The sequence below is a fragment of the Thermomonospora curvata DSM 43183 genome (assembly GCF_000024385.1).
In the GTDB taxonomy this organism is placed as follows: Bacteria; Actinomycetota; Actinomycetes; order Streptosporangiales; family Streptosporangiaceae; genus Thermomonospora; species Thermomonospora curvata.
On the sequence record NC_013510.1, the window covers coordinates 2,274,858 to 2,295,964 of the forward strand.

Here is a 21,107-nt window from a genome sequence, read left to right on the forward strand (position 1 = left end):
CGGTCCACAGGTGCGAAGCCTAGGGGGGCGGCTCACGCGGCCGCCTCCCACCGGGCCCGGGGTGCTTCACCTGGCGGGAAAGGTCCGCCACAAGATCGACAAGGGCTCCCGCTCTCGGTCGGCCCGCTGTTTTCGAATACAGTTCGAAATGGTCATGGCATGGGGTTGAATACAACGAATGTTACGGCCACAAGCGGCAATCGATGATCAAAGTCGGCATTCGGTTGGAAGGGGCGGCTTCTGCAAGAATGCTGCCGCGGCCGGAGGGGGCCGATCACTGCGGCGGCCAGGGCGGAAAGGCGGTGCGGTGCGGCGCGGAATGCTGCTCGGTGGCAAGTATCGGCTGGTGGAGCGGCTGGGCCGGGGCGGCATGGGAGAGGTGTGGTCGGCCGACGACCACCAGCTGGGCCGCCGGGTCGCCGTCAAGATCCTGCACGCCGATCTGAGTTCCGACCGGGTGGTGGCCGCGCGGCTGCGCCGGGAGGCCAGGACCGCGGCGGCCCTCCAGCACCCGGGAATCACCGTCGTCCACGACATCGGCGAGCACGAGGGCCATCCCTACTTTGTGATGGAACTATTGGAAGGGACAAATTTCGCCGAACTGCTGGCCGATAACCCCGGCGGGCTGCCCGTCGCACGGGTGGCCTCGCTGATGGCCCCGGTGGCGGAGGCACTGGCCTACGCCCATCGCAAAGGCGTGGTGCACCGCGACATCAAACCCGCCAACCTGGTCGAACTATCCGAAGGCGGAGTGAAGATCTGCGACTTCGGGCTCTCCCGGTACGCCGGGGCCGGCAGCAGCCTGACCGGCACCGGCGGCGCACTGGGCACTCCCGCCTACATGGCCCCCGAGCAGTACGCCGGCCGCTCCGCCGACGCCCGCAGCGACCTGTACTCCCTCGGCTGCACCCTGTACGCCCTGCTGGCCGGACGGCCCCCGTTCCCCGGCCCGACCATGGTCGACATGATGCGCCAGCACCTCATGGAGCCCCCGCCCGACCTGGCCGAACGGCGCCCGGACGTCCCCGCCGACCTGCACCGCCTGCTGCGGCGGCTGCTGGCCAAGGACCCCTACGACCGTCCCGCCTCCGCCGAGGAGGTGCATCGGGTCGTCGGCGCCCTGGCCGGGCCCGCCCGCCGGCGGCCGGACCCGCCCGCCGACCCCGTCCCGGAGCCCCGGCCCGCTGAGCGGCCGGCGCGGCTCTCCCCGGCGCGGCGCCCCTGGCGGCTGCCCTCCCCGCCGATGCCGGCGGACGAGGGACGCGGCGCCGACCGCATCGAGACCACCAGCACCCCGATCAGGATGCGCGGCGGCCTCGTCCCCGGCCACCCGTCCTGGCCCGGGCCTCCGAGCGGCGCCTCCTGCGCCGCCACGCTCGCCTGCGCCGTCCCGGTCCTGGCGGCGGTCTTCAGCCCGGACGGCCGGCTGCTGGCCACCGGCGGGGAAGGCGATGCGGCGCTGCTGTGGGAGGTGGGCACCCGCCGTGCCGTGGCGGCCTTCGAAGACCATCCCGCCGGAATCCGCGCGGTCGCCTTCAGCCCCGACGGCCGGCTGCTGGCCACCGGCGGCGACGATGAGGTGGTCCGGCTGTGGAGCGTGACCGCCCACCGGCTCGTCACCGTCCTCAAAGGCCACGCCGGCGGCGTCAGCGCACTGGCCTTCAGCCCGGACGGCGCGCGCCTGGCCGTCGGCGGCGGCAACCGGGCCGTCAAGGTCTGGAACCTCGCCGCCCTGCGCACCGTCGCCGCTCCCAAGGCACCGGCGGGCGGAGTCTGCGCACTGGCCTTCAGCCCGGACGGCGCGCGCCTGGCCGCGGCCGTCCGCAACGAGCGGGTCCTGCTGTGGGACGCGGCCGCCTTCCGCACCGTCACCGAGCTGAGAGGCCACAGCGGCCCGGTCCGCTCCGTGGCCTTCCGCCCGGACGGGACCACCCTGGCCACCGGGGGAGAGGACGGCACCGCCCGGCTGTGGGACCTGGCCACCCGCTACACCATCGCCCCGCTCAAGGGGCATGCCGGCCCGGTTCGTTCAGTGGCCTTCCGCTCCGACGGCGCCACCCTGGCCACCGGCGGCGACGACGGCACCGCCCGCCTGTGGGACGGCGCCAACGGCGCCCCCACCGCCACCCTCACCGGCCATGCCGGCCCGGTCCGCGCCGTGGCCTTCGGCCCCGAGGGCATGACGCTGGCCACCGGAAGCCTCGACCGGACGGTCCGCCTCTGGCAGCTGCACTGAGCCCTCTGCCGCCGGGACGCGCCGTCGAAAATCTTCTGGGGATGGCGGGCCGGCCGGTAGCGCCCTTGAGGTGATCCGCACGGTGCGGACGTCGCCGCGCACCCGTGCGGCCACCGTGACGCCGCGGCCGTCTCCCGGCGGTCAGGCGGCGCAGAACTCGTTGCCCTCGGGGTCCTTCATGATCCACCACCGTCCGGCCGGTCCCTTGTCGACCTCGCGGACGCGGGCGGCGCCCAGCGACTCCAGGCGCTCCACCAGCTCGTCGGTCCGGCCGGGCTCGGCGTGCACGTCGATGTGCAGGCGGTTCTTGACCGTCTTGCCCTCGGGCACGTCCTGAAACAGCAGCCGCCGCCCCAGCCCGATCCCGCTGACCTCGTCGAACGGGTCGTCCGGGTGCCGGATCGCCGCATAACCGCGGAAGATGCGCCGCCCCCGGTGCTCGGTGACGGCGTCCTCGCTCAGCTGCCCGGAGGCCAGCAGCCGCTCGATCAGCGGGCTGGGGTCCTCCACCTCGTACTCCAGCGCGGCGGCCCAGAAGTCCGCCAGCACGGGCGCGTTCCGGGAGTCGATGACCAGTTTCCAATGCAAAGCCATGTAACCGTTTATATTGGTTACATGGACGCATCGGCAACCCCCGGAATCCCGCTGCGCTCCCACACCGGGACCGTCTACCGCTTCGACCCCGGCGCACTCTGCCTGGAACTGCTGACCACCGGCGGCCCCGGCCCCTTCCGCCGCCACGAGGTCCTGCACGCCCCCGCCGACCTGGCCGCCTGGGCCGAACGCTGCCGGCTGACCCCGACCCCCCAGCTGCAGATCACCGACTCGGAAGTGGCCGACGCCCGCAGACTGCGCGACGCCCTCTTCCGCATCGCCCTGGCCCGCACCCGCGACGAGCCCCCCGCCCCAGACGACCTGGCGACCCTCAACGAAGCCGCCGCCCACCCACCGCTGACCCCGGCCATCACCCCGGACGGCCGCCGCCGCTGGGCGACCCCCGCCACCGGCACCCAGCTGCTGTCCACCGTCGCCCGCGACGCCGTGGACCTGCTGACCGGCCCGCTGGCCGACCGCATCCGCACCTGCGCCGCCGCCGACTGCCACCTGATCTACGTCGACACCTCACGCCCCGGCCGCCGCCGCTGGTGCTCCATGGAAAACTGCGGCAACCGCCACAAGGTCCGCACCCACCGCGCCCGCCGCTCCCAACAGGACTGACCCGTATCCCACCCGTGGCCTTGGAGACCGGGCATCGCGGGCGAATGGCGGTCTTTTCCGGTAAAGCCATCACGTGATGGAATTCGTGCCGGGCGACTCCTCCACGCTGGCGCCGGCGGAAGGTTCTTCGCCATATGACCTAGGCGCCTGCCGCGCGGAGGGGGGCAACGATGGACATCAGCATCCTGGTGCTGGGCGCCCAGGGCGCGGGGAAAACGGTCTACCTCGCCGGGCTCTACCAGCAGCTGTCGATCGCCAACATCGACAACGTCGTGACCTTGGAGACCCGCGAACGGTACGCCCGGCGGCTCTTCAACACCTACCTGCACCTCCTGGACGTCAGCCGGGAGTTCCCCCCGCCGACCCCCTGGGGTGTGGAATCGGTGTCGTTCAACTGTGTGCTGACCAACCGGCACGGCTCTTTCCCACTGTTCAAGGCCACCTACCACGACTACACGGGGGAGATGCTCGACCCCCGCCACATCCCCGAAGACGAGGACGATGAGCAGCTGCAGCGGGTGAACCGCCTCATCGACACGGCCGACGTCTTCATCGTGCTGATCGACGGCTTGAAGATGCTGCGGCTGCTGCAGGGGGACCCGTTGATGGCGCTCTGGCTGGACCAGTACCTGCCGTTCGTCCTCAGGCACCTGGCGAAGCCCGGGCCGCAAGGGTTGCGCCCGGTGCACTTCGTGGTCACCAAGTGGGACCTGCTGGACGGCGAGTTCACCCTGGAAGAGGTCCGGGAGAAGCTGCTGGCCCAGCACTTCATGCCGGGCTTTCTGGAGCATCGGAGGGAACACGACAACTCGCCGGTCCGGCTGATCCCGGTCAGTGTGACCGGGCCGTTCGCCCGCCTGTCGGAGAGCGGCGTCATCGAGAAGGTTCCCGGCCAGTCCATCAGCCCCTGCAATGTGGAGGTGCCGTTCGTGGCCATCCTCCCCGACATGATCCGGGCGGCCCTGAAGGAGACCAGGTCCCTGGAACCGTCCTGGGATTCCGCCCGCGAGGCGCGCTTGGCGCAGCAGGCCGGCTTCCTCGACCAGAGCCGGCAGCTGCTGGAAGGGCCTGTGGGGCGGCTGGTCGACCGGATCATGGGGCAGACCGGCCTGGCCACCAGGACCACCTACGCGGGGGCACGCGCCTGGCTGGAGGATCTGATCGAACGCCGGCGGAAGGCCGTGGGGCGCGAGCTGGAGCACTTGCACCGGGAACACCAGCGCAAGCAGCGGGATGTGGAAACCCGTGAGGCGGCGTTGGAGCTGGCCCTGGAGAGCTTCGAGGCACGGCTGCACTCCTTTGAGGAGAAGTACCCCGCCTCCCTCCTCATCGGCGGAGGCCTGTGATGGGCGGGAGTTCGATCCGGATGTGGCCATTCGTCATCGTCCAGACCTGGCCGGTGCTGGTCCCCGACGTCCTGCTGACCGGCGCCGGCAAGGACGCCCGCGGCGAGCGGCTGCTGGTGCGCACCGCCACCCCCGGGCTGGAAGTGACCAGCGAGCCGCTGATCCGCGAGCTGCACCTGCCCGGCGGTGAGGGACCGATGACGGTCGTGTTCCGTTACGTCCCCATCGCCGGACGGGACGTGGGCCGCTCCGAGGAGTGGGTGCGCGACGAGGCGACCCGCCGGATGCACATGATCGAGGGAGTCATGATCGACGGGACCGGGGACGACCTTCCCGGCGACGTCGCCGGAGTGCTCCAGATCCGCCGTCGGGAGGTCCTCGACGCGGTCCGCGGCTACCTTGACGCCCCCGTCAGACCACCGGCCATCCGCACTTCGGCCCCCGCCCCGCTTCCCGGCGTCCTCGTGGCCGCACGGCCCAGGCCGGCGGAACCTCCCAAGGAGGTTCCCACCGGCCCGGCACGTCCCCCCGGGCTCTCCCGCCCTCCCTCCAAGACCCCGGCGGCAGCCGGCGCCTCCGGCCGCCCGCAGGCCGGGCGGCGCCTGCTCGCCTGGCCGGTGCTGCGCCTGCTGGGCTGCGGCGCCGCCCTGGGCATCGCCGTGTGGGAGATCATCCGCGCCATCGTGAGCTGAGAGTTCCGGCCTGCCGCCTGTGCGGACGGCGGGCCGGACGCCACGGCCGGGAGCAAGGCTCACCGCTCCGGGCCGCGATGCCCGCCGGCCGGAACCGGACTCACCCGGTTCGGACGCTCACCAGTGCGTTCACCCGTTACGCGCCGGATATCGGCTGCCTCACGGCATTGTGCGTCGTCTACCGACAGCCGCAGCAGGAGGGCGGCGTCTCCGTCACGCCGCTGCCACCGTCCACCTGACCGCACGCGGCGACATCCTGGACGCTCCTTGCACGACTCCCGGCCGGCACGAGGTTGCCTGCTCCACGGCTGTTTCGGGTGGATTTTCGTGGTGCCGCGGTGTTCTTCGGCGAGGTCAGAAAAGAGTCGGCTGCTGGTCGGCCGGGGCCGGGTCGGGGAGAGGGGCCAGTTGCGGCAGGCGGGCGCGTACCTGGTCGTGGAAGCGGCGGGCCAGCGACAAGGCCTCGGTGTTGTCGGGGGTGTGGATGAAGACGGTGGGGGAGCGGCCCTCGCGGAGCCAGTCGGTGACCGTGGTGATCCACGGTTGCCAGCCCTCGATGGTGCGTGCGCTGTCGTCCCGGCCGATGTAGCGGACGATGGGGTGGGCGGTGAGGGCGCGGGAGCGGCGCGGCAGGCGGGGTTTTCTGGTCCAGGATTCGCGTTCGGCGGCGGTGGCGGGAGGGCTGCGGAAGAGGGTGACGGTGTCGAAGGGGATCCACTCGGCGCCGACGCCCGACAGCACCTGCTCCAGCAACCGTGCGGAGCGGGCGTCCTCGAAGAAGGCGCGGTGGCGGACCTCGACGGCGTAGCGGTGCTCCTTGGGCAGGCGGTGCAGGAAGGCAGCCAGGGCGCCCAGGTCGGCGGGGGTGAACGAGCCGGGCAGCTGCACCCACAGGGCGTGCACGCGCCGCCCCAGCGGCTCCATGGCCGTCAGGAACGAGCGCAGGTCCTCCTCGATGCCGTGCAGGCGGCGCTCGTGGGTGATCGTCTTGGGCAGTTTGATCACGAAGCGGAAGGACGGGTCGGTCTGGCGCGCCCAGGACTCCACCGTGCTGCGGGACGGGGTGGCATAGAAGGTGGTGTTGCCCTCCACCGCGTTGCACCAGGTCGCGTAGGTGCGCAGCCGCTCTCCGGCGGGCAGCCGCTGCGGCAGGAAGCGTCCCTGCCACGGCGCATGGGTCCACATCGCGCATCCCACGTGAAGGTGCATGGCCTTGACGCTACCCAGCCGGCCCGGATGATGCCGAATCCTCAGAACGCGACCGCCGCCGGGTGAAATCCCGCAAGCCGGTTTCGTCACCGCCGTGTGCGAGCATCGCGGGGTGAGCGAGGAACTGTATGAGGCCGTCACCGGCTACTGCGAGGACGTCCTGGGCGGCGTCAGGGAATACCCCTTCGGCCCCTCCGCCGGGGTCTACAAGGTCGCCGGGAAGATGTTCGCCCTCCTCGCCGAGAACGCCGACCCGCCCCGCCTCAGCGTCAAGCTCCCTCCCGAGGAAGGGCTGGCGTTGCGCGCCGAGTACCCCGAGCACGTGCTGCCCGGCTACCACCTCAACAAACGGCACTGGAACACGATCGTGCTGGACGGCGCGCTGGGCCGGGAGGAGGTTCTCGCACTGCTCCGGCAGTCCTATGACCTGGTCGTCGCCGGCCTGCCCAAGCGGTTGCGTCCGCCGGCTCCGGACCGGTGACCACCGGGCCTTTCAACACGTGGCCTCAGACGCCGGGAACGGCAGTCCCGATGATGTTCGGCACTGGGGCGTTCCAGGTCGCGGCATCGTCCCCGACCCCGAGGCCCCGGCCCCACCTGCGGGAACGTCGCGTTGAACAAGGTTCACCGGACGGCTGCCGCTCACCCGGCCCGGTCGGCGTCCGCCAAGAGCGCGTCGAGGAACGCCTGCGGCGGCCGGTAAGAGTGGGCGTCCATGTAGTGGGCGATGAGGTCGGGAGCCCGGTAGACGGTGCCGTCCCGCCCGGTGACCTCGATCTCCGCATCCCCCAGCACGACGTCCTGCCCGTCCAGCGGCATGACGACGGGATGGGAGCCGCCCGGAGGGCACAGCGGGCACCGCGCCTGGCTCCGCACCACGTTGACCACCTGGCGGCGGCCGACCATCGCCAGCACCGAACGCACCGCCTGCGCCGGCACCCGGCCGACCGGGAACTCCTGGCGGGCGCCGAGCCAGCCGACGCGACGCGCGAACGGCCGGTCACCGGGGCGGCTCGGCCGGTTGGCATACGGACTGAGATCGGGAAAATAAGGCATCACAGTGCCATGAGACCATCACCGGGCGCTTCCTTGTGCACCGGCGGGCCGTCCCGGGACGCCGACGCGTGATCCGGCGGCACCATGAGCAGGCAAGACGCACCCGCCGGAGGTGAGGACACCGAGGCGGACCCGGCCCGCGATCCCCGGCGCGGATGGGGACTTTGGTCCCACCGCGCGGTGACCAACGTCCCCGCACAAGACCGGGGCGGAGGGGCATGCTGGAGGCGGAAGGGACCACAGGGAACCCCCGCCCGGGGGCCGGTAAGAGACGAGACGGCTCACCCCAGCCGCAAGACTCAGCGTCGCCAAGACGAAGGCCCCGGTCCTCGGGCGGATCGTCATGTGCCTCTCCGGTGGATGCCATGGGAAGGTCGGGCCCGGCAGCCGGTCCTGCGTGACACCTCCCGGATGACCGTCCGGTGAGCCGGGTCTCCCGGGCCGTGGACGTGATCGAGGGCGCGTCCGCGGCCCGGGATTTTTTCCGCCCGGGCGCGGATCTCAGCTCGCCTGCTCGCTCGCCAGCAGGTCCTCCAGCTCGCGCACCGCCTTCGTCAGATGGTCGGCGAAGGCGTGCATCTGCTCGGCCACCGGACGCGGCGTGCTCAGGTAGAGGTTGAAGCGGTCGGGCAGCAGCACGTAGGCCACGCCGATGCAGTGCGGGCTGGTGGAGCCGAACCCGAAGTACTGGATGTTGACCGACGGCGCCGAGCTGGTGCTCAGGTAGTCGTCGCGCATCTTGATCCAGCCGGGCGTCTCATACAGCGGCAGCGGCCCGGTCACCCCCAGTTGCTCCCCGCGCCGCTTGGCGATCAGCTGCAGCTCCCACAGGTGCTGCTCGGGCGCCTGCCCGGCCTGGCACTCCTTGGCCCGCGCAACGTGCTTTTCGGCGGCGGCCCGGAAGGCGGCCCGGCGGGCGGCGGCGTCGGCGGCGGGGTCGTCCATGACCTCCACAAAACGCAGCACCTCGGGGGTGACCACGCGCATCGCCTCGGTGCGCCCGTAGTGGTACTGGCGGGTGGCGATCGACTCGTAGGTGGCGCCGACGAACCCCTTGGCCCGCTTGTGCGCCAGCTGGTAGGCCATCTGCACGAACGCGTCCGGCGACATCTTCAGCTGCTTGATCCGGTCGCTGCCGAAGTCCAGCGAGATGGTCTTCCCGACGGTGTTGGCGGCGTAGTCGGCGAAGGACGCGGCGGCGGCGCGGATGTCGGCCCGCAGGTCGTCGGTGAGGACGAACTCGATCGGCCGGATGGCGGGCGTGCCCTGGGGGCGGGCGCCGGAGCGGCGGGAGTGCTCCTCGGGGGAGGTCTCCAGCATCGCGTCCACGAAGCTGAGGATGGTGGTGCCGTCCAGGCCGCAGTGCTCGACGTTGATGCCGGCGCTGCCGTCCCCGAAGACGATCAGGGACACCGATTTGTCGAACCACCGGTTGGCGCTGTTGCCGTGCAGCAGCTGGTCGCAGGCCTCCAGGGCGTCCGCCGGGACCAGCTCCTCCAGGCACACGCAGAACAGCGCCGTCTCGACCTCCTCCAGCGCCTCGGCGTTGCGCGGGTCGGCGGCCAGCAGCGCCTGCCGGGAGGCGGCCCACTCGGCCCGCGCCTTGGTGGTCAGCGGGCCGACCGGCTCGTCGGCGGGGGGACCGGCCTTCATGATCTCCTGCAGCCCGGCCGCCAGCTCCTCCAGGGTGTGCGGGCGGCCCTCGGCCCCCAGCACCTCCATGCGGAACATGTTGCCCCGGAAGAACACCAGGATGTGCCGGGCCCGGGACGGGCCGGGGTGCTCGTCGCTGTAGGGGGCGCGCACGGTGTCCTGCTCGACGCCGGGGATGCGGGTGGTGGAGAACAGGAACTTGTTCTGCACCATCGACAGCGGCCGGCCCCGCTGCACCGCCGGCGGGATGCGCTCTTCGTCCAGCAGCAGCTTGTAGTCCACCGCGGCGGCGATGAGCGCGGCGGCCCGCTCCACCTGCGGCAGGCCGGCGTCTTTGAACAGGAAGATGAAGTTGGCGTTCAGCGCGATGCGGTCGCGCCGCCCCAGGTACCGCGACGGCCAGAACTCGTCCAGCCAGCTGTGCACGCCCTCGGCGGCGTTGAAGCGCTCAAGCTCGGCGTGCAGGATCGGGCCGGGGCCGGACGCGAACGCCTCCAGCTCGGCCTTGGTGGCGGCCAGCTCCTCTTCGGTCAGCAGCGGCGCGCACCACTCGATGAACCTTTCGCAGGTCTCCTCCAGGGTGGGCAGCGGCACCCTCGGCAGGCGGTCTTCGTTGCCGAAGGTCGATGTGGAAAGAGTGTCGTTCACTTCGTTCCTTTGAGTGTGTACGGGACGATCCGGGGCACCTCGGCCCCCTGGCCTCGGTGCCCCGGTGATTTCCAAAAAGAGGGGTTCAGTCCGCGGGACGGGACAGGTACAGCTGGGCGTAGAACCAGCCCTCCTCCTCCAGACCGCGGGAGTCCACGCCCACCTCCGCCAGCCTCTGCAGCACCGACTCCTGTTCTGCGGCGGTGGCGAAACGCCGCTGCCGGAACAGCCCTTCGTGGCGGACGGTGCGGTAGCCGGCCTCGGCCAGGCGCTCGGCGATGGGCTCGAAGGGGAACATGCGCAGCACGAAATGCGCCATCCACGGCCTGTGCTCGTCGCGGGCGGTGGCCACCTGCCAGAGGGTCCGCTCGCCGACATAGCCCAGGCAGCCGGTGGAGATCACCAGGTCGGCCTCGGCGAGCTGGGCGCGCTGCCGGTCGGTGGCGGTGGTGCGCTCCAGGTCGGCGTGCACCGCGCCGTCGATGAACCCGGCTCCGAGCGCATATGACAGGGCCTGGTGGGAGCTGTCCAGGCCGACGAAACGCGGGCTGGTGCGGCGCCCGCGCAGGCGCATCAGGTCCCGGTCGCGGGCCTGCAGCTCGCCGCGGCTGAGCGCCAGGGCCTGCGGGTCGCAGTAGCGCTCGTACAGCTCCTCCATGGTGGTGTCGCATCTCAGCAGCACCGCGTTGATGCCGTAGGAGCAGCCGATGTCCAAAACCGTGGGCCTGGAGACGCCCCGTGCGCGCCGGTACTCGTCGATGATCCGGCTGAAGTGGGGCTTGGCGTGGGTGGGGATGTGGTAGTCGAGGTCGCGCAGGGTGGTGAAGTAGGGACGGGGGTCGGGCTGGGTGTAGATGTGGTCGAGCGAGATCTTCCCTGTGGTGTCGGCACGCACGGGGCCGCGTTCCTTCCTCGGGTGACGGGGTGGGGCGGCGGGGCCTGGCGCACGGCCGCGGCCCGGGGGGACGCTCTGCGGCGGCCTTGACGCACCTTTTCGGAACGCCGTTTCCCGCAGGTGGGGGCGGCGTGTCGAAAAGGGCGTCAGTCCAGCAGCCGGTCGACCCGTACGGCCTGCTCCTGGGCCGCCAGGTGCTCTGGCAGCACCCGCCCGAAGAGCTGCTTGGTGCGCGCCACGCTGCCGATGACCCCGGGCCGTTCGGTGTAGGCGAAGATCGCGGTGTGGCGGGCCGTCCGCCCCTGCACGGTGCTCACCCGGTGCAGCGCGTAGCGGCCCTTGAACAGCTGCAGGTCGCCCGGCCGCAGCTCCAGGCGGCGGATCAGGTGCTCGCCGCGCCCGGTCAGCACATCGCGCACCGCGTCGAAGTTCTCATCGTGGACCGACCGGATGCCCGGGCAGTACTCGAAGACGCCGCCGTCGTCGGGGCGCTGGGTGAGCATGCTGACAGTGAACTCGTTGGTGTCGAAGTGCCAGGGGTGCTCCAGGCCCGGCTTGATGACGTTCAGGCACAACCCGGCCAGCGGGTCGGCCATCTCGTATACCTGTGGCATCCCGAAGCAGTCGGCGATGAAACGCTGGAACGGCTCGTAGGAATAAAGCCGGTGAATGATGAAGTCGGCGGGAATCTGATCGCGCGCCACAAAGGCGTTGCCGCGCTGGAAGGTGATCCGCCCCGGGTGGTCTTCCGGCAGCGGGGTGTCCAAGGCGATGTTGTAGGCGTTGACGGTCTCGATGTCGTAATGGGCCAGCGGGGCGATCTGAGCGCATTCGGCTCGCAGCGTCTCGTGCAGCTCGGGCCGGATGAAACCGGGCAGCACGCTGCACCCGGACTCGGCCAGTTCCCGCCGCACCCGCTGCACCGTCGCCCGCCACTGCTCGCTTTCCGGATCGGTCAGCCGGTACCGCTCGGTGTCGATCACCTGTTCGGTCACCGCCGCTTCCGACATGCCCATGAGGTCCTCTCCGCGCGCAGGCACCACCGGCCGATCCGGTGCCTGCCGGCCCGGAACGGTGAATGCCTATTTCCACGCTCCTGCCGGGGGCGAACACAATGGCCCGCCCGTTATCAAGACCCTTACCCCGCCGCAGCCTCCTGCCCGCTGCGGCGGCCGTTGCCCCCTCTGCTGGACTTGAGAGGCTTCTTAGCACATTCATTAAGCAAAATTCAGTCCCCCCTTTGGGAGTCCATTTTGTGAAAGAACTCGGGGAGGGCCTGTGACCTGCGCTTTTGCGCGCTTAAACGGTGATCGCCCGGGCACTTTCCGTAGCGGTTGTGTGCTATCTCACGTCCTCTCGGCGGGACTCCCTCTTGCCGCAGGCCCCTTCTGCGGCGCCGCCTCCGGCGGGGACGGCGATGTCGGTGGTGAATGCCAGACTGCACGCCATGCGCGAGCGTGACGTGCTGGCCGGGCTGGAGGAGATCCACTGGGAGGAACTGGAGCACGCCTACGGCCCCGCGGCCGACGTCCCGGACCTGCTGCGGGCGTTGCGTCCCACCTCCAAAGAGCGTGAGCACGCCATCCACTAGCTGTACGGCAACATCTTCCACCAGGGCACCCGGTATGAGGCGACCGCCCATGCCGTCCCGTTCCTGGCGCGGCCGGCCTGGACCCGGCGACCCCGCGCCGGGGCGACATCGTGCACCTGCTCTGCGCGCTGGCGGCCGGGCACGACGAGGGCCTGCCGCCGGACGGCATGGACATCACCGCCTGGCGGGCCGAGGTCGAAAAGGCCCGCACCGTCGACCCCGCCGAGAAGATGCGCGAACTCGACCAGTGGGTCCGGCGGGCCTGCGACGAGGGCGAGCGGCGAGTCCGGCAGATGCGGCGCGACATGTACGACCATGCGGAGGCGTTGCGCTGCATGGAGGCGGAACTGGCCGCCTACGACGCCGTCCGGGCCGAGCTTCCCCGGCTGCGCACCCTGCCGACCGCAGCCGACCCGTACCTGCGCACCGCCACCGCCTACCTGCTGGGCTTCTTCCCCGAAGAGGCCGCCGGCTCGCTGACCGCGCTGGAGGCGCCGCTCGCCCGGGAGACCGTCCCCGAGGTCCTGGCCAAGGCGTTCATCTCCATCGCGCTGCTGTCGGGCACCGGCCTCATCCCGTGGCTGCGCGAGCACCTGGACGGGCCTGATCCGCTGCTGCGCTGGGCCGCCGCGCTGTCCCTGGCCCGGATGGACCACGGCGACCCGAAGGTGATCACCGCGCTCGTCGCCGCGCTCACCGGCCCTGCGCAGGACGCCGCCTGCCCGCCGTTCCGGGACGACCGGCGCACTTACGCCGCGCTGTCCCTGGCCAGGCTGGGCGACCGGCTGCCTGAGCAGGCCGTGGACGCCATGCTGGAATGCCTGGCGCGAGCCTCCCAGCTCGAAGCCTGCGCGATGGCCGTGCCGGCCCTGCGGATGGCCTTCCCCCAAGACCCGCCCCGGCCGCGGCCGCCGTTCGCGGAACTGACCGAGCGGCAGCAGCGGGTCGTGCGGCTCCTGGCCGAAAAAGGACCGGAGACCTGGCGCTGGTCCAACTTCACAGGGATCCTGCGCGCCTGGAACCCGCCCGGCGACCCCGCCGGATGCCGCACTTACGCAGGTCTGGCCGCCTCGCAGTAGCAGGAGATCAGAAGCCGGGGCCGCCGATGACCCCTCGCCGGCGCATGACCTTGAGCGCCGGCGGCGGGAGCCTGGTGCTGTGGCGATCCAGGTCACGGCGTCGTTCCCGGCTGCGGTGCGCCCGCATGCGGCCTGTGGAGAGGAGGCGATGAAAAGGCGCGGCGAGAACACGCCGCTCAGATCCCTGAGATCGAATTCCCGTACCCCGCCAAGGCCCGGGGCGCTGACCGCCGAGGCACGGCCCGGGCGCCACTAGGCTGCTTTTATGAGAACGATCTTGAATGTTCTGTGGCTGGTGCTCTCCGGCATCTGGCTGGCCCTGGGCTATGCCATTGCGGGCATCGTCTGCTGCCTCCTCATCATCACGATTCCCTTCGGCATCGCCTCGTTCCGGATCGCCGGGTACGCGCTGTGGCCGTTCGGCCGCAGGATCGAGCGCAAACCGGGCGCGGGCGTGCCCTCCCTGATCGGCAACATCATCTGGGTCATCCTCGTCGGCTGGGAGCTGGCACTGGCCCACCTGGTCACCGGGGCGCTGCTGTGCCTGACGATCATCGGCATCCCGTTCGGCATCGCCAACTTCAAGATGATCCCCATCTCGCTGGTCCCCCTGGGCCACCGGATCGTCGACGGCGGCGACATCACCGACATCTGATCCGCGGGGAGGCGCACCTTTATTTCCATGGGGATCGGCCGCTCAGATCCCGGGGCACCTGTCTGCCGGAGGGCCGCCATCCCCGCCCCAGGTGAACTCCCTCGGTGCCGGATCGCTGACCCGAATCCTTGTCGAGGTATCAAAACATCGGGCGTAGGCTCGGAAGAGTGACGATCCAGCGGATGGACCACGTCAGCGTCGTCGTCGATGACCTCGCCTCGGCCACGGCGTTCTTCGCCGAGCTCGGCATGGAGGTCGAGGGGCGGGCGGCGGTCGAGGGCCGCTGGGTGGACTCCGTGTGCGGGCTGGAGGGCGTCCGGGCCGACATCACGATGATGCGGACCCCGGACGGCCGGGGCCGGGTGGAGCTGACCAAGTTCCACGCCCCGGCGGCGATCGCCGCCGAGCCGGAGCGCGCTCCGGCGAACACTTTGGGCCTGCGCAGCATCATGTTCGCCGTCGAAGACATCGAGGACGTCTTGGCCCGCCTGCGCGCTCACGGCGCCGAACTCATCGGCGGCCTGGAGCGCTACGAAGACAGCTACCGGCTCTGCTACGTCCGCGGCCCCGAGAACATCATCGTCGCCCTGGCCGAGCAGCTCGGCTGAAGACCCGCACCATGCTCTTCCGCCCGGCCCTATCGGGGCGCTGAACGGCTCCCGGTGGCCTCGGCCGGGCCTGCTCGCAGTGTGCCGGGCCTAGCGCTTTGCAGCGTGGTGCCACAAAGCCCCGGCGATGCCACCCGCCGGGCCGCCCGGACTTCCCGGGCGAACCGCGCCCTCGCCCCGGCGTCCCCGTCCAGATGGACGTTCAATACCGTCACTGCGACGGGCGTGCCGCCGGGGCGCGTCCCAAGAAGACCGCTCCCTGCCCGCCGGTACCCGGTGATCTGTGCCGGACCCCGGGCGGCAGCGGTGCGACCCGCGGCATCTCAGCCCTCCCCGCGCCGCGGCTCGGCGCCGAATCTCAGGAGGGACGGACACTTCCGGAAACGAGGGCGGCCCCGCCGCCCGGGACGGACGGCGGGGCCGGAAAGCGGCGGGGTCAGCGCCGGCCCAGGTCGAACCGGTCGAGGTTCATCACCTTGTCCCAGGCGGCGACGAAGTCGCGCACGAACTTCTCCTTGGCGTCGTCGCCGGCGTAGACCTCGGCCAGGGCGCGCAGCTCGGAGTTGGAACCGAAGATCAGGTCCACCCGGCTGGCGGTCCACTTGACCTGGCCGCTGGCGTCCCTGCCCTCGAAGGTCTGGGCCTCCTCCGAGGTCGGCTGCCACGTGATGCCCATGTCCAGCAGGTTCACGAAGAAGTCGTTGGTCAGCTTGCCGGGCCGGTCGGTCAGGACGCCCAGCTCAGAGCCCTTGTAGTTGGCGCCCAGCACGCGCAGCCCGCCGACCAGGACCGTCATCTCCGGAGCGCTCAGGGTGAGCAGGTTGGCCTTGTCCACCAGCAGGTACTCGGCCGGCAGGGTGTGGCCCTTGCCCAGGTAGTTGCGGAACCCGTCGGCGGTCGGCTCCAGCACCGCGAACGACTCCACGTCGGTCTGCTCCTGCAGGGCGTCCATGCGGCCGGGGGTGAAGGGCACCTCGATGTCGAACCCGGCGTCCTTGGCGGCCTTCTCCACCGCCGCGCAGCCGCCCAGCACGATCAGGTCGGCCAGCGAGACGCGCTTGCCGCCGCTCTGGGCGGAGTTGAAGGACTGCTGGATGCCCTCCAGCACGCCCAGCACCCTCGCCAGCTGCTCGGGCTGGTTGACCTCCCAGGAGTTCTGCGGCTCCAGGCGGATGCGCGCGCCGTTGGCACCGCCGCGCTTGTCGCTGCCGCGGAAGGTGGAGGCCGCCGACCAGGCGGTGTACACCAGCTCGGAGACCGTCAGGCCCGAGGAGAGGATCTGCTCCTTCAGGGCGGCGATGTCGGCGGCGTCCACCAGCTCGTGGTCCCGCTCCGGAATCGGGTCCTGCCAGATCAGCGTCTCCGACGGCACCTCCGGGCCCAGGTAGCGGGTGACCGGGCCCATGTCGCGGTGGGTCAGCTTGAACCAGGCGCGGGCGAAGGCGTCGGCGAACTCCTCGGGGTTCTGCCAGAACCGGCGGGCGATCGGCTCGTAGATCGGGTCGAACCGCAGCGCCAGGTCCGTGGTGAGCATCGTCGGCTGGTGCGTCTTGGTCGGGTCGTGGGCGTCGGGGACGGTGCCGGCGGCCGCGCCGTCCTTGGGACGCCACTGGTAGGCGCCCGCCGGGCTCTTGGTCAGCTCCCACTCGTAGCGGAACAGGTTCTCAAAGAACCAGTTATCCCACTTGGTCGGGGTGGGCGTCCAGGTGCCCTCCAGGCCGCTGGTGATGGTGTCGGGGCCCTTGCCGCTCTTGTAGGTGCTCTTCCAGCCCAGGCCCATCTCCTCGATGGGCGCGGCCTCCGGCTCGGGGCCGACGTGGTCGGCCGGGCCGGCGCCGTGGGTCTTGCCAAAGGTGTGACCGCCGGCGATCAGCGCCACGGTCTCCTCGTCGTTCATCCCCATGCGGCGGAAGGTCTCGCGGATGTCGCGGCCCGCCGCCACCGGGTCGGGGTTGCCGTTGGGGCCCTCGGGGTTGACGTAGATCAGGCCCATCTGCACGGCGGCCAGCGGCTTTTCCAGCTCCCGGTCGCCGCTGTAGCGCTTGTCGCCCAGCCAGGTGGTCTCCGGGCCCCAGTAGACGTCGTCCTCCGGCTCCCACACGTCCTCGCGGCCGCCGCCGAAGCCGAAGGTCTTCAGCCCCATGCTCTCCAGGGCCACGTTGCCGGCCAGGATCATCAGGTCGGCCCAGGAGATCTTCTGGCCGTACTTCTTCTTGACCGGCCACAGCAGGCGGCGGGCCTTGTCCAGGTTGGCGTTGTCGGGCCAGCTGTTGAGCGGGGCGAAGCGCTGCTGGCCGGTGCCGGCGCCGCCGCGGCCGTCGTGGATGCGGTAGGTGCCGGCGCTGTGCCAGGCCATGCGGATGATGAACGGCCCGTAGTGGCCGAAGTCGGCCGGCCACCAGTCCTGCGAGGTGGTCAGCACCTCGGCGATGTCCCGCTTGACGGCGGCCAGGTCCAGGCTTTCGAAGGCCTTGGCGTAGTCGAAGTCCTCATCCAGGGGGTTGCCCGCCGGGTGGTGCTTGGCCAGGATCTTCAGGTTCAGCCGGTTGGGCCACCACTGGCGGTTGTCACCGCCCTGGGTGGGGTGCAGGGCGCGGTCGTGCGCGACCGGGCAGCCGCCGGCCTGGGCCGCGGTCTCGGTGTTGGTGTCGTATGCGGCTGACTCGTTGGTCTGCGACATGTGAGTCCTTCCAGGTCGAACCAGGGGTGGGTCAGGAGCCTCGAGCGGGAGAGCAGGCGGGGCACAGGCCCCAGAAGAAGACCTCGGCCTCCTCGATCGAAAAGCCGTGGTCTTCGGCGGCGGTCAGGCAGGACGCCCGCCCGGCGAGGCGGTCCACGTCGGCGAGGGCCCCGCACGCCCGGCACACCAGGTGGTGGTGACCGTCCCCGACGCGCCCGTCGAACCGGGCCGGCCACCCACCCGGTTCCAGGCGGCGCACCAGCCCCGCCGCCACGAGCGCCTGCAGCCCCTCGTAGACGGTCTGCAGGGAGACGTGCCCGATGCGACCGCGCACTCCGTCGGCGATCGCCTCGGCGCCGAGGTGGTCGCCGTCCCGGACGGTCTGCAGCAGCGCGATCCGCCCGGCCGTCACCCGCAGGCCGGCTTCGCGCAGCTCCTCGGCCACCGCCGAGCTCCGGGACGCTGTCATGGCACCCAAGCTAACCTCAAAAACACGAATGATTCAAGAGAACGAGCAATGCAAACTTTGTGTGATCTCATGTGAGGGTCGTGTCGCTCTCCGTAGCGCCCTGTGGGCGGGGACGGGTCTGGGAGACGGCCTCCGTGCATGCCGGGCCGGACGCCGGGCGTGGGTCGCTACTCTGTGCCGGTGATCTTTTCCGGATGGCGGCCGTCGTGGTGGCCGCGGGACTGACCACCGGATGTCTTGCCGAAGAACCGAGACCGGCCGTCGGCATCGGGACGCCGAAAACGGCGACACCGGCTCCGGCGCTCGACCCGGCCGAGGTCCAAAGCGCCTGGTGGAGCTGGGCGTCCGGGAGCCCGTCCGGCCGCAATCCGGTGGAGGACGCCACCGGGGAGCACTGCGCCGAGGGCCAGCCGTCGGACCGGTGGTTCCTGGCCGGAACGTTCGGCGGCTCGGCGACCCGCCGCTGCACGGTGCCGCCCGGCCGGGCCCTGATCGCCCCGCTGGTCAACCGGATGGGGGAGAGCGCCGCCGAGTGCGACTCCTGCATGAGGTCCGCTCAGGGCGCACTGACCATCGACGGGCGGCCCTGGCCGACGCTGCGCTGGAACGCCACGCCCATCACCGTCACCGCCACCGCGGGCAATCCGGTCACCGGAGACGAAGGCACCTTCGGAGGGCACGCCTGTGGTCTCTGGTCCTGGTCACCGCCCCTGCCCCCGGCACGCACCGGGTGGTCATCCGCGGCGACAGCGAGGGCTTTCAGGTATCGGTGACCTACCACCTGACCGTCTCCGAGTCCTGAACCGTCGCATCGGCTCCCCGCGGGATCGGCACGGACGCCGCTCGGGTCCTTGATCAGCGAAAGGGGCAGACCGACCGTGTCGTCAAAGTGACCGCATGGGGGTCCGCCGGTGACGCGGCAGCAAGATCACCTGACTGGGCGCCGGCAGGCACGTATGGCCGACCCCGCCCGGCTGCCGGTCGTGAAGTCCTGCAGAGCGAAGGCGCCTGTGCGGACCGCCGGCATGGCCGGGAACGGCGTAGGCGAAACTCGCGAGCACATGCCGGCCCCCTGGAGGCTCACCGGCCTGGAGCCGGAGAAGCGGCGGTCATCCGCCTTTCTCGGTGAGCTCGCCCTTGATTTCGCCGACGAGCTCGTTCTCGCCTGCGCGACGTCGGGACGTCCGTTCGCCGACCTTGCTGGAGATCTTGGCCGTCACCGATCTGGCCCGCCCCAGGGCCTTGGTGCCGAGCTGCTTGGCGGTGTCGACGCCCTCCGCTCCCGTCTCGAGCACCTTGTCCTTTGTCTCAGTGACCGCCTCCCGCCACGGCTTGGCCTCCCAGGACTGGCGGTCGGCCTCGATCCCGAGCAGCTCGTGGAAGGCATGGACGATGGCCGCGATGTCATTGCCCGCCCGCACCACGGCCGGGGATGCGGTCGGGTGCCACAGCACCTTCGTGTTGGCCTTGCGGGCGGCCGCGTCCACCCGGGCCAGCAGGTGCTCGGTGGCCTGTGTGATGGTCTCCAGCAGCTTCTGCCGTGCGGCCTTCAGCCCGAGACGGTGCTGGTCCAGCTCCTCGGGGGAGGCGCCCAGCACGCGGTCCAGCCGGAGCACGTCGAAGGCGTTCTGCAGGTAGCAGCAGCGAGCCAGAACGAAGAGCCACATCCGGATCTCGTGCTCGGCGCCCGTGAGAGCATCGGCGAGGTCACTGATCTTGCTCTTGCGCTCGGTCTTCTCCACGAGATCGTTGAGCTGCCGCAGCGCATACGCCTGAGTGTCTCTGATCTTGCTCGGCGTATCCTGCACCGTCGACCAGGTCACCTCATCCACCCGGCCCACCCGCTCCCGGACGGCCATGGCCTCCTCGATCATGAGGTCGGCGCCGTCCAGGCGCGCCAGTGCCTGGTTCCGCAGATCGCGGTGCAGATCGCCGATCTTCTCCTCGATCCTGGCGAGGTAGGCGGTGATCTCGGCCATGGACTGCTGCATCGCCACCTGCGCCATGATCCCGGCGACCCCGGAGAGGGCCTGCGGGCTCAGGCGTGATCCGGGTACCCGCGCGAACTCGACGAATCCTCCGATTTGTCCCTTCTCTCCCTTCAGTACACCGGTACTGAGGCCGGTCTTCGAGCTCGTCCTCAGCCCGTGCTTGCTGATCTGGCGTGCGGATTCCTTGGTTATCTGCACCCAGAGAGACGAGCCGGCGGAGATCTCAGAAGCCACCTGGGCCGCTAGGGAACCTGCGCTGAGGATGATGTTGAGCTGCTTTGTGAGGTCCTTCGCCGACGACCACAGGTTCTCCGAGACAAGGAATTCTTTGGCGAGCGTGTAATCTCCGTGGACCGTCAGGCCGTAACCGTCGCTGATCAACTGGATCTCGTCATCCATCGTCGGCTCCCGAAGCGGCTCCTTGCAGGGATGGTCGAGCTCTTCCGCCCGGGCGGCGATGCCCGATCTTCGCCGCGCCCGTCCCGACAGGGGATGGCCATCAGAGGCGGCCGCAGGACGGCAGAGGAGATCGAGGAGTTCGGCAGCCCGGGTGGATGAGTTCAGTCGATGTCAGATCCGATCGCCGGGACTCAGCCGGAGGAGAGAAGCGAACGCCAACCGTGGTAGTTGTGAACTAGATTCACCAAGCACGTTCGTGCTGCTAGCACCTACACCTGTTATCTGGTGCCTTTTGGTGATCATGCCCTGTTTCGTGACGCCCTTGCGGGGACGGATCTCGGTGCCGAGATGAGCAGGTCCGTTCCCCGCCATCGGCCCCAAGACAGGTCGGCTACGAGGTAAGCGGGGGAGTCTTGCGGGAGGTGCCCCGGTAGGTGGCCGCCGCTGCAACGCTCCAGGTCACGGCGTCGTCCCTGACAGCGACATCCCCGCCTCGACTTGCGGAGAGGGCGTGTTGAAAAGGTCCGGTCATGCCGCAGGCGCCGGGCACGCTCGCCGATGGGCGGCCGTCGAGTCGGCTCCTCTGCAGGTGAGCCTGTCGGTCCCCGGCACGACGGGCCTGGCGCCGGATGCAGCCGGCTGGAGTGAACACCGCCTGGTCCACGCCGGTTGACCTGCACGG

The 21,107-nt window shown here is 70.6% G+C and carries 19 protein-coding genes; 10 read left to right on the forward strand and 9 right to left on the reverse strand.

Annotated elements, in window-relative coordinates; translation table 11 throughout:
• Nucleotides 1–307 precede the first annotated feature (307 nt).
• A complete protein-coding gene (locus TCUR_RS09480) occupies nucleotides 308–2,236 on the forward strand; it encodes a WD40 repeat domain-containing serine/threonine protein kinase (protein WP_012852274.1) in 1,929 nt (642 codons plus the stop codon).
• Between the two features lie 141 nt (nucleotides 2,237–2,377).
• Here TCUR_RS09480 and TCUR_RS09485 read toward each other — a convergent pair whose 3' ends face one another.
• Nucleotides 2,378–2,830 (reverse strand): VOC family protein, encoded by a 453-nt coding sequence (locus TCUR_RS09485; protein WP_012852275.1) that lies wholly within the window; start codon nucleotides 2,828–2,830, stop codon nucleotides 2,378–2,380.
• A 21-nt stretch (nucleotides 2,831–2,851) separates the two neighbouring features.
• On the opposite strand from TCUR_RS09485, the gene TCUR_RS09490 reads away from it, so the two are divergent.
• The 3 genes from TCUR_RS09490 (at nucleotide 2,852) to TCUR_RS09500 (ending at nucleotide 5,492) form a co-directional block, all read left to right on the forward strand.
• Entirely contained in the window at nucleotides 2,852–3,454 is a 603-nt protein-coding gene (locus tag TCUR_RS09490) for a CGNR zinc finger domain-containing protein (protein WP_012852276.1), read from the forward strand.
• A 170-nt stretch (nucleotides 3,455–3,624) separates the two neighbouring features.
• On the forward strand, nucleotides 3,625–4,800 hold the full coding sequence (locus TCUR_RS09495; RefSeq protein WP_012852277.1) for a TRAFAC clade GTPase domain-containing protein: 1,176 nt from the start codon (nucleotides 3,625–3,627) through the stop codon (nucleotides 4,798–4,800).
• A 20-nt stretch (nucleotides 4,801–4,820) separates the two neighbouring features.
• Nucleotides 4,821–5,492, forward strand: coding sequence for a hypothetical protein (locus TCUR_RS09500; RefSeq protein WP_148232971.1), 672 nt, complete (start codon nucleotides 4,821–4,823; stop codon nucleotides 5,490–5,492).
• 354 nt (nucleotides 5,493–5,846) lie between these two features.
• Here the strand turns inward: TCUR_RS09500 and TCUR_RS09505 are convergent, their stop codons facing one another.
• Entirely contained in the window at nucleotides 5,847–6,701 is an 855-nt protein-coding gene (locus TCUR_RS09505; RefSeq protein WP_041439459.1) for a DUF72 domain-containing protein, read from the reverse strand.
• 112 nt (nucleotides 6,702–6,813) lie between these two features.
• On the opposite strand from TCUR_RS09505, the gene TCUR_RS27910 reads away from it, so the two are divergent.
• Complete coding sequence (locus TCUR_RS27910; protein WP_012852280.1) at nucleotides 6,814–7,182, forward strand: MmcQ/YjbR family DNA-binding protein; 369 nt, start codon at nucleotides 6,814–6,816, stop codon at nucleotides 7,180–7,182.
• Between the two features lie 161 nt (nucleotides 7,183–7,343).
• On the opposite strand, the gene TCUR_RS27915 is transcribed toward TCUR_RS27910, so the two are convergent.
• From TCUR_RS27915 to TCUR_RS09530, 4 genes are all read right to left on the reverse strand, one after another.
• Nucleotides 7,344–7,757 (reverse strand): DUF7919 family protein, encoded by a 414-nt coding sequence (locus TCUR_RS27915; protein ID WP_012852281.1) that lies wholly within the window; start codon nucleotides 7,755–7,757, stop codon nucleotides 7,344–7,346.
• Nucleotides 7,758–8,258: 501 nt separating this feature from the next.
• Nucleotides 8,259–10,058 (reverse strand): choline/carnitine O-acyltransferase, encoded by a 1,800-nt coding sequence (locus TCUR_RS09520; RefSeq protein ID WP_012852282.1) that lies wholly within the window; start codon nucleotides 10,056–10,058, stop codon nucleotides 8,259–8,261.
• 85 nt (nucleotides 10,059–10,143) lie between these two features.
• A complete protein-coding gene (locus tag TCUR_RS09525; protein ID WP_012852283.1) occupies nucleotides 10,144–10,953 on the reverse strand; it encodes a hypothetical protein in 810 nt (269 codons plus the stop codon).
• A 146-nt stretch (nucleotides 10,954–11,099) separates the two neighbouring features.
• Entirely contained in the window at nucleotides 11,100–11,969 is an 870-nt protein-coding gene (locus TCUR_RS09530; RefSeq protein ID WP_041439462.1) for a HalD/BesD family halogenase, read from the reverse strand.
• Between the two features lie 431 nt (nucleotides 11,970–12,400).
• Here TCUR_RS09530 and TCUR_RS27920 point away from each other — a divergent pair, with 431 nt between their 5' ends.
• The 4 genes from TCUR_RS27920 (at nucleotide 12,401) to TCUR_RS09545 (ending at nucleotide 14,886) form a co-directional block, all read left to right on the forward strand.
• The gene (locus TCUR_RS27920; protein ID WP_245537023.1) at nucleotides 12,401–12,544 is read left to right on the forward strand and encodes a hypothetical protein; all 144 of its coding nucleotides are present in this window, start codon (nucleotides 12,401–12,403) and stop codon (nucleotides 12,542–12,544) included.
• Between the two features lie 110 nt (nucleotides 12,545–12,654).
• Entirely contained in the window at nucleotides 12,655–13,623 is a 969-nt protein-coding gene (locus TCUR_RS09535) for a HEAT repeat domain-containing protein (RefSeq protein ID WP_012852286.1), read from the forward strand.
• Between the two features lie 265 nt (nucleotides 13,624–13,888).
• The gene (locus TCUR_RS09540) at nucleotides 13,889–14,278 is read left to right on the forward strand and encodes a YccF domain-containing protein (protein ID WP_012852287.1); all 390 of its coding nucleotides are present in this window, start codon (nucleotides 13,889–13,891) and stop codon (nucleotides 14,276–14,278) included.
• A gap of 182 nt (nucleotides 14,279–14,460) precedes the next feature.
• Entirely contained in the window at nucleotides 14,461–14,886 is a 426-nt protein-coding gene (locus tag TCUR_RS09545) for a VOC family protein (RefSeq protein ID WP_012852288.1), read from the forward strand.
• 436 nt (nucleotides 14,887–15,322) lie between these two features.
• Here TCUR_RS09545 and katG read toward each other — a convergent pair whose 3' ends face one another.
• Nucleotides 15,323–17,566, reverse strand: a complete 2,244-nt coding sequence (katG, locus tag TCUR_RS09550; protein ID WP_012852289.1) for a catalase/peroxidase HPI — start codon at nucleotides 17,564–17,566, stop codon at nucleotides 15,323–15,325.
• Nucleotides 17,567–17,597: 31 nt separating this feature from the next.
• Nucleotides 17,598–18,035: a Fur family transcriptional regulator gene (locus tag TCUR_RS09555; protein ID WP_041439463.1), complete on the reverse strand. Its 438-nt coding sequence runs from the start codon at nucleotides 18,033–18,035 to the stop codon at nucleotides 17,598–17,600.
• Between the two features lie 194 nt (nucleotides 18,036–18,229).
• Here TCUR_RS09555 and TCUR_RS09565 point away from each other — a divergent pair, with 194 nt between their 5' ends.
• On the forward strand, nucleotides 18,230–18,808 hold the full coding sequence (locus tag TCUR_RS09565) for a hypothetical protein (RefSeq protein ID WP_012852291.1): 579 nt from the start codon (nucleotides 18,230–18,232) through the stop codon (nucleotides 18,806–18,808).
• 336 nt (nucleotides 18,809–19,144) lie between these two features.
• On the opposite strand, the gene TCUR_RS09570 is transcribed toward TCUR_RS09565, so the two are convergent.
• A complete protein-coding gene (locus tag TCUR_RS09570; RefSeq protein ID WP_012852292.1) occupies nucleotides 19,145–20,425 on the reverse strand; it encodes a hypothetical protein in 1,281 nt (426 codons plus the stop codon).
• Nucleotides 20,426–21,107: the final 682 nt, after the last annotated feature.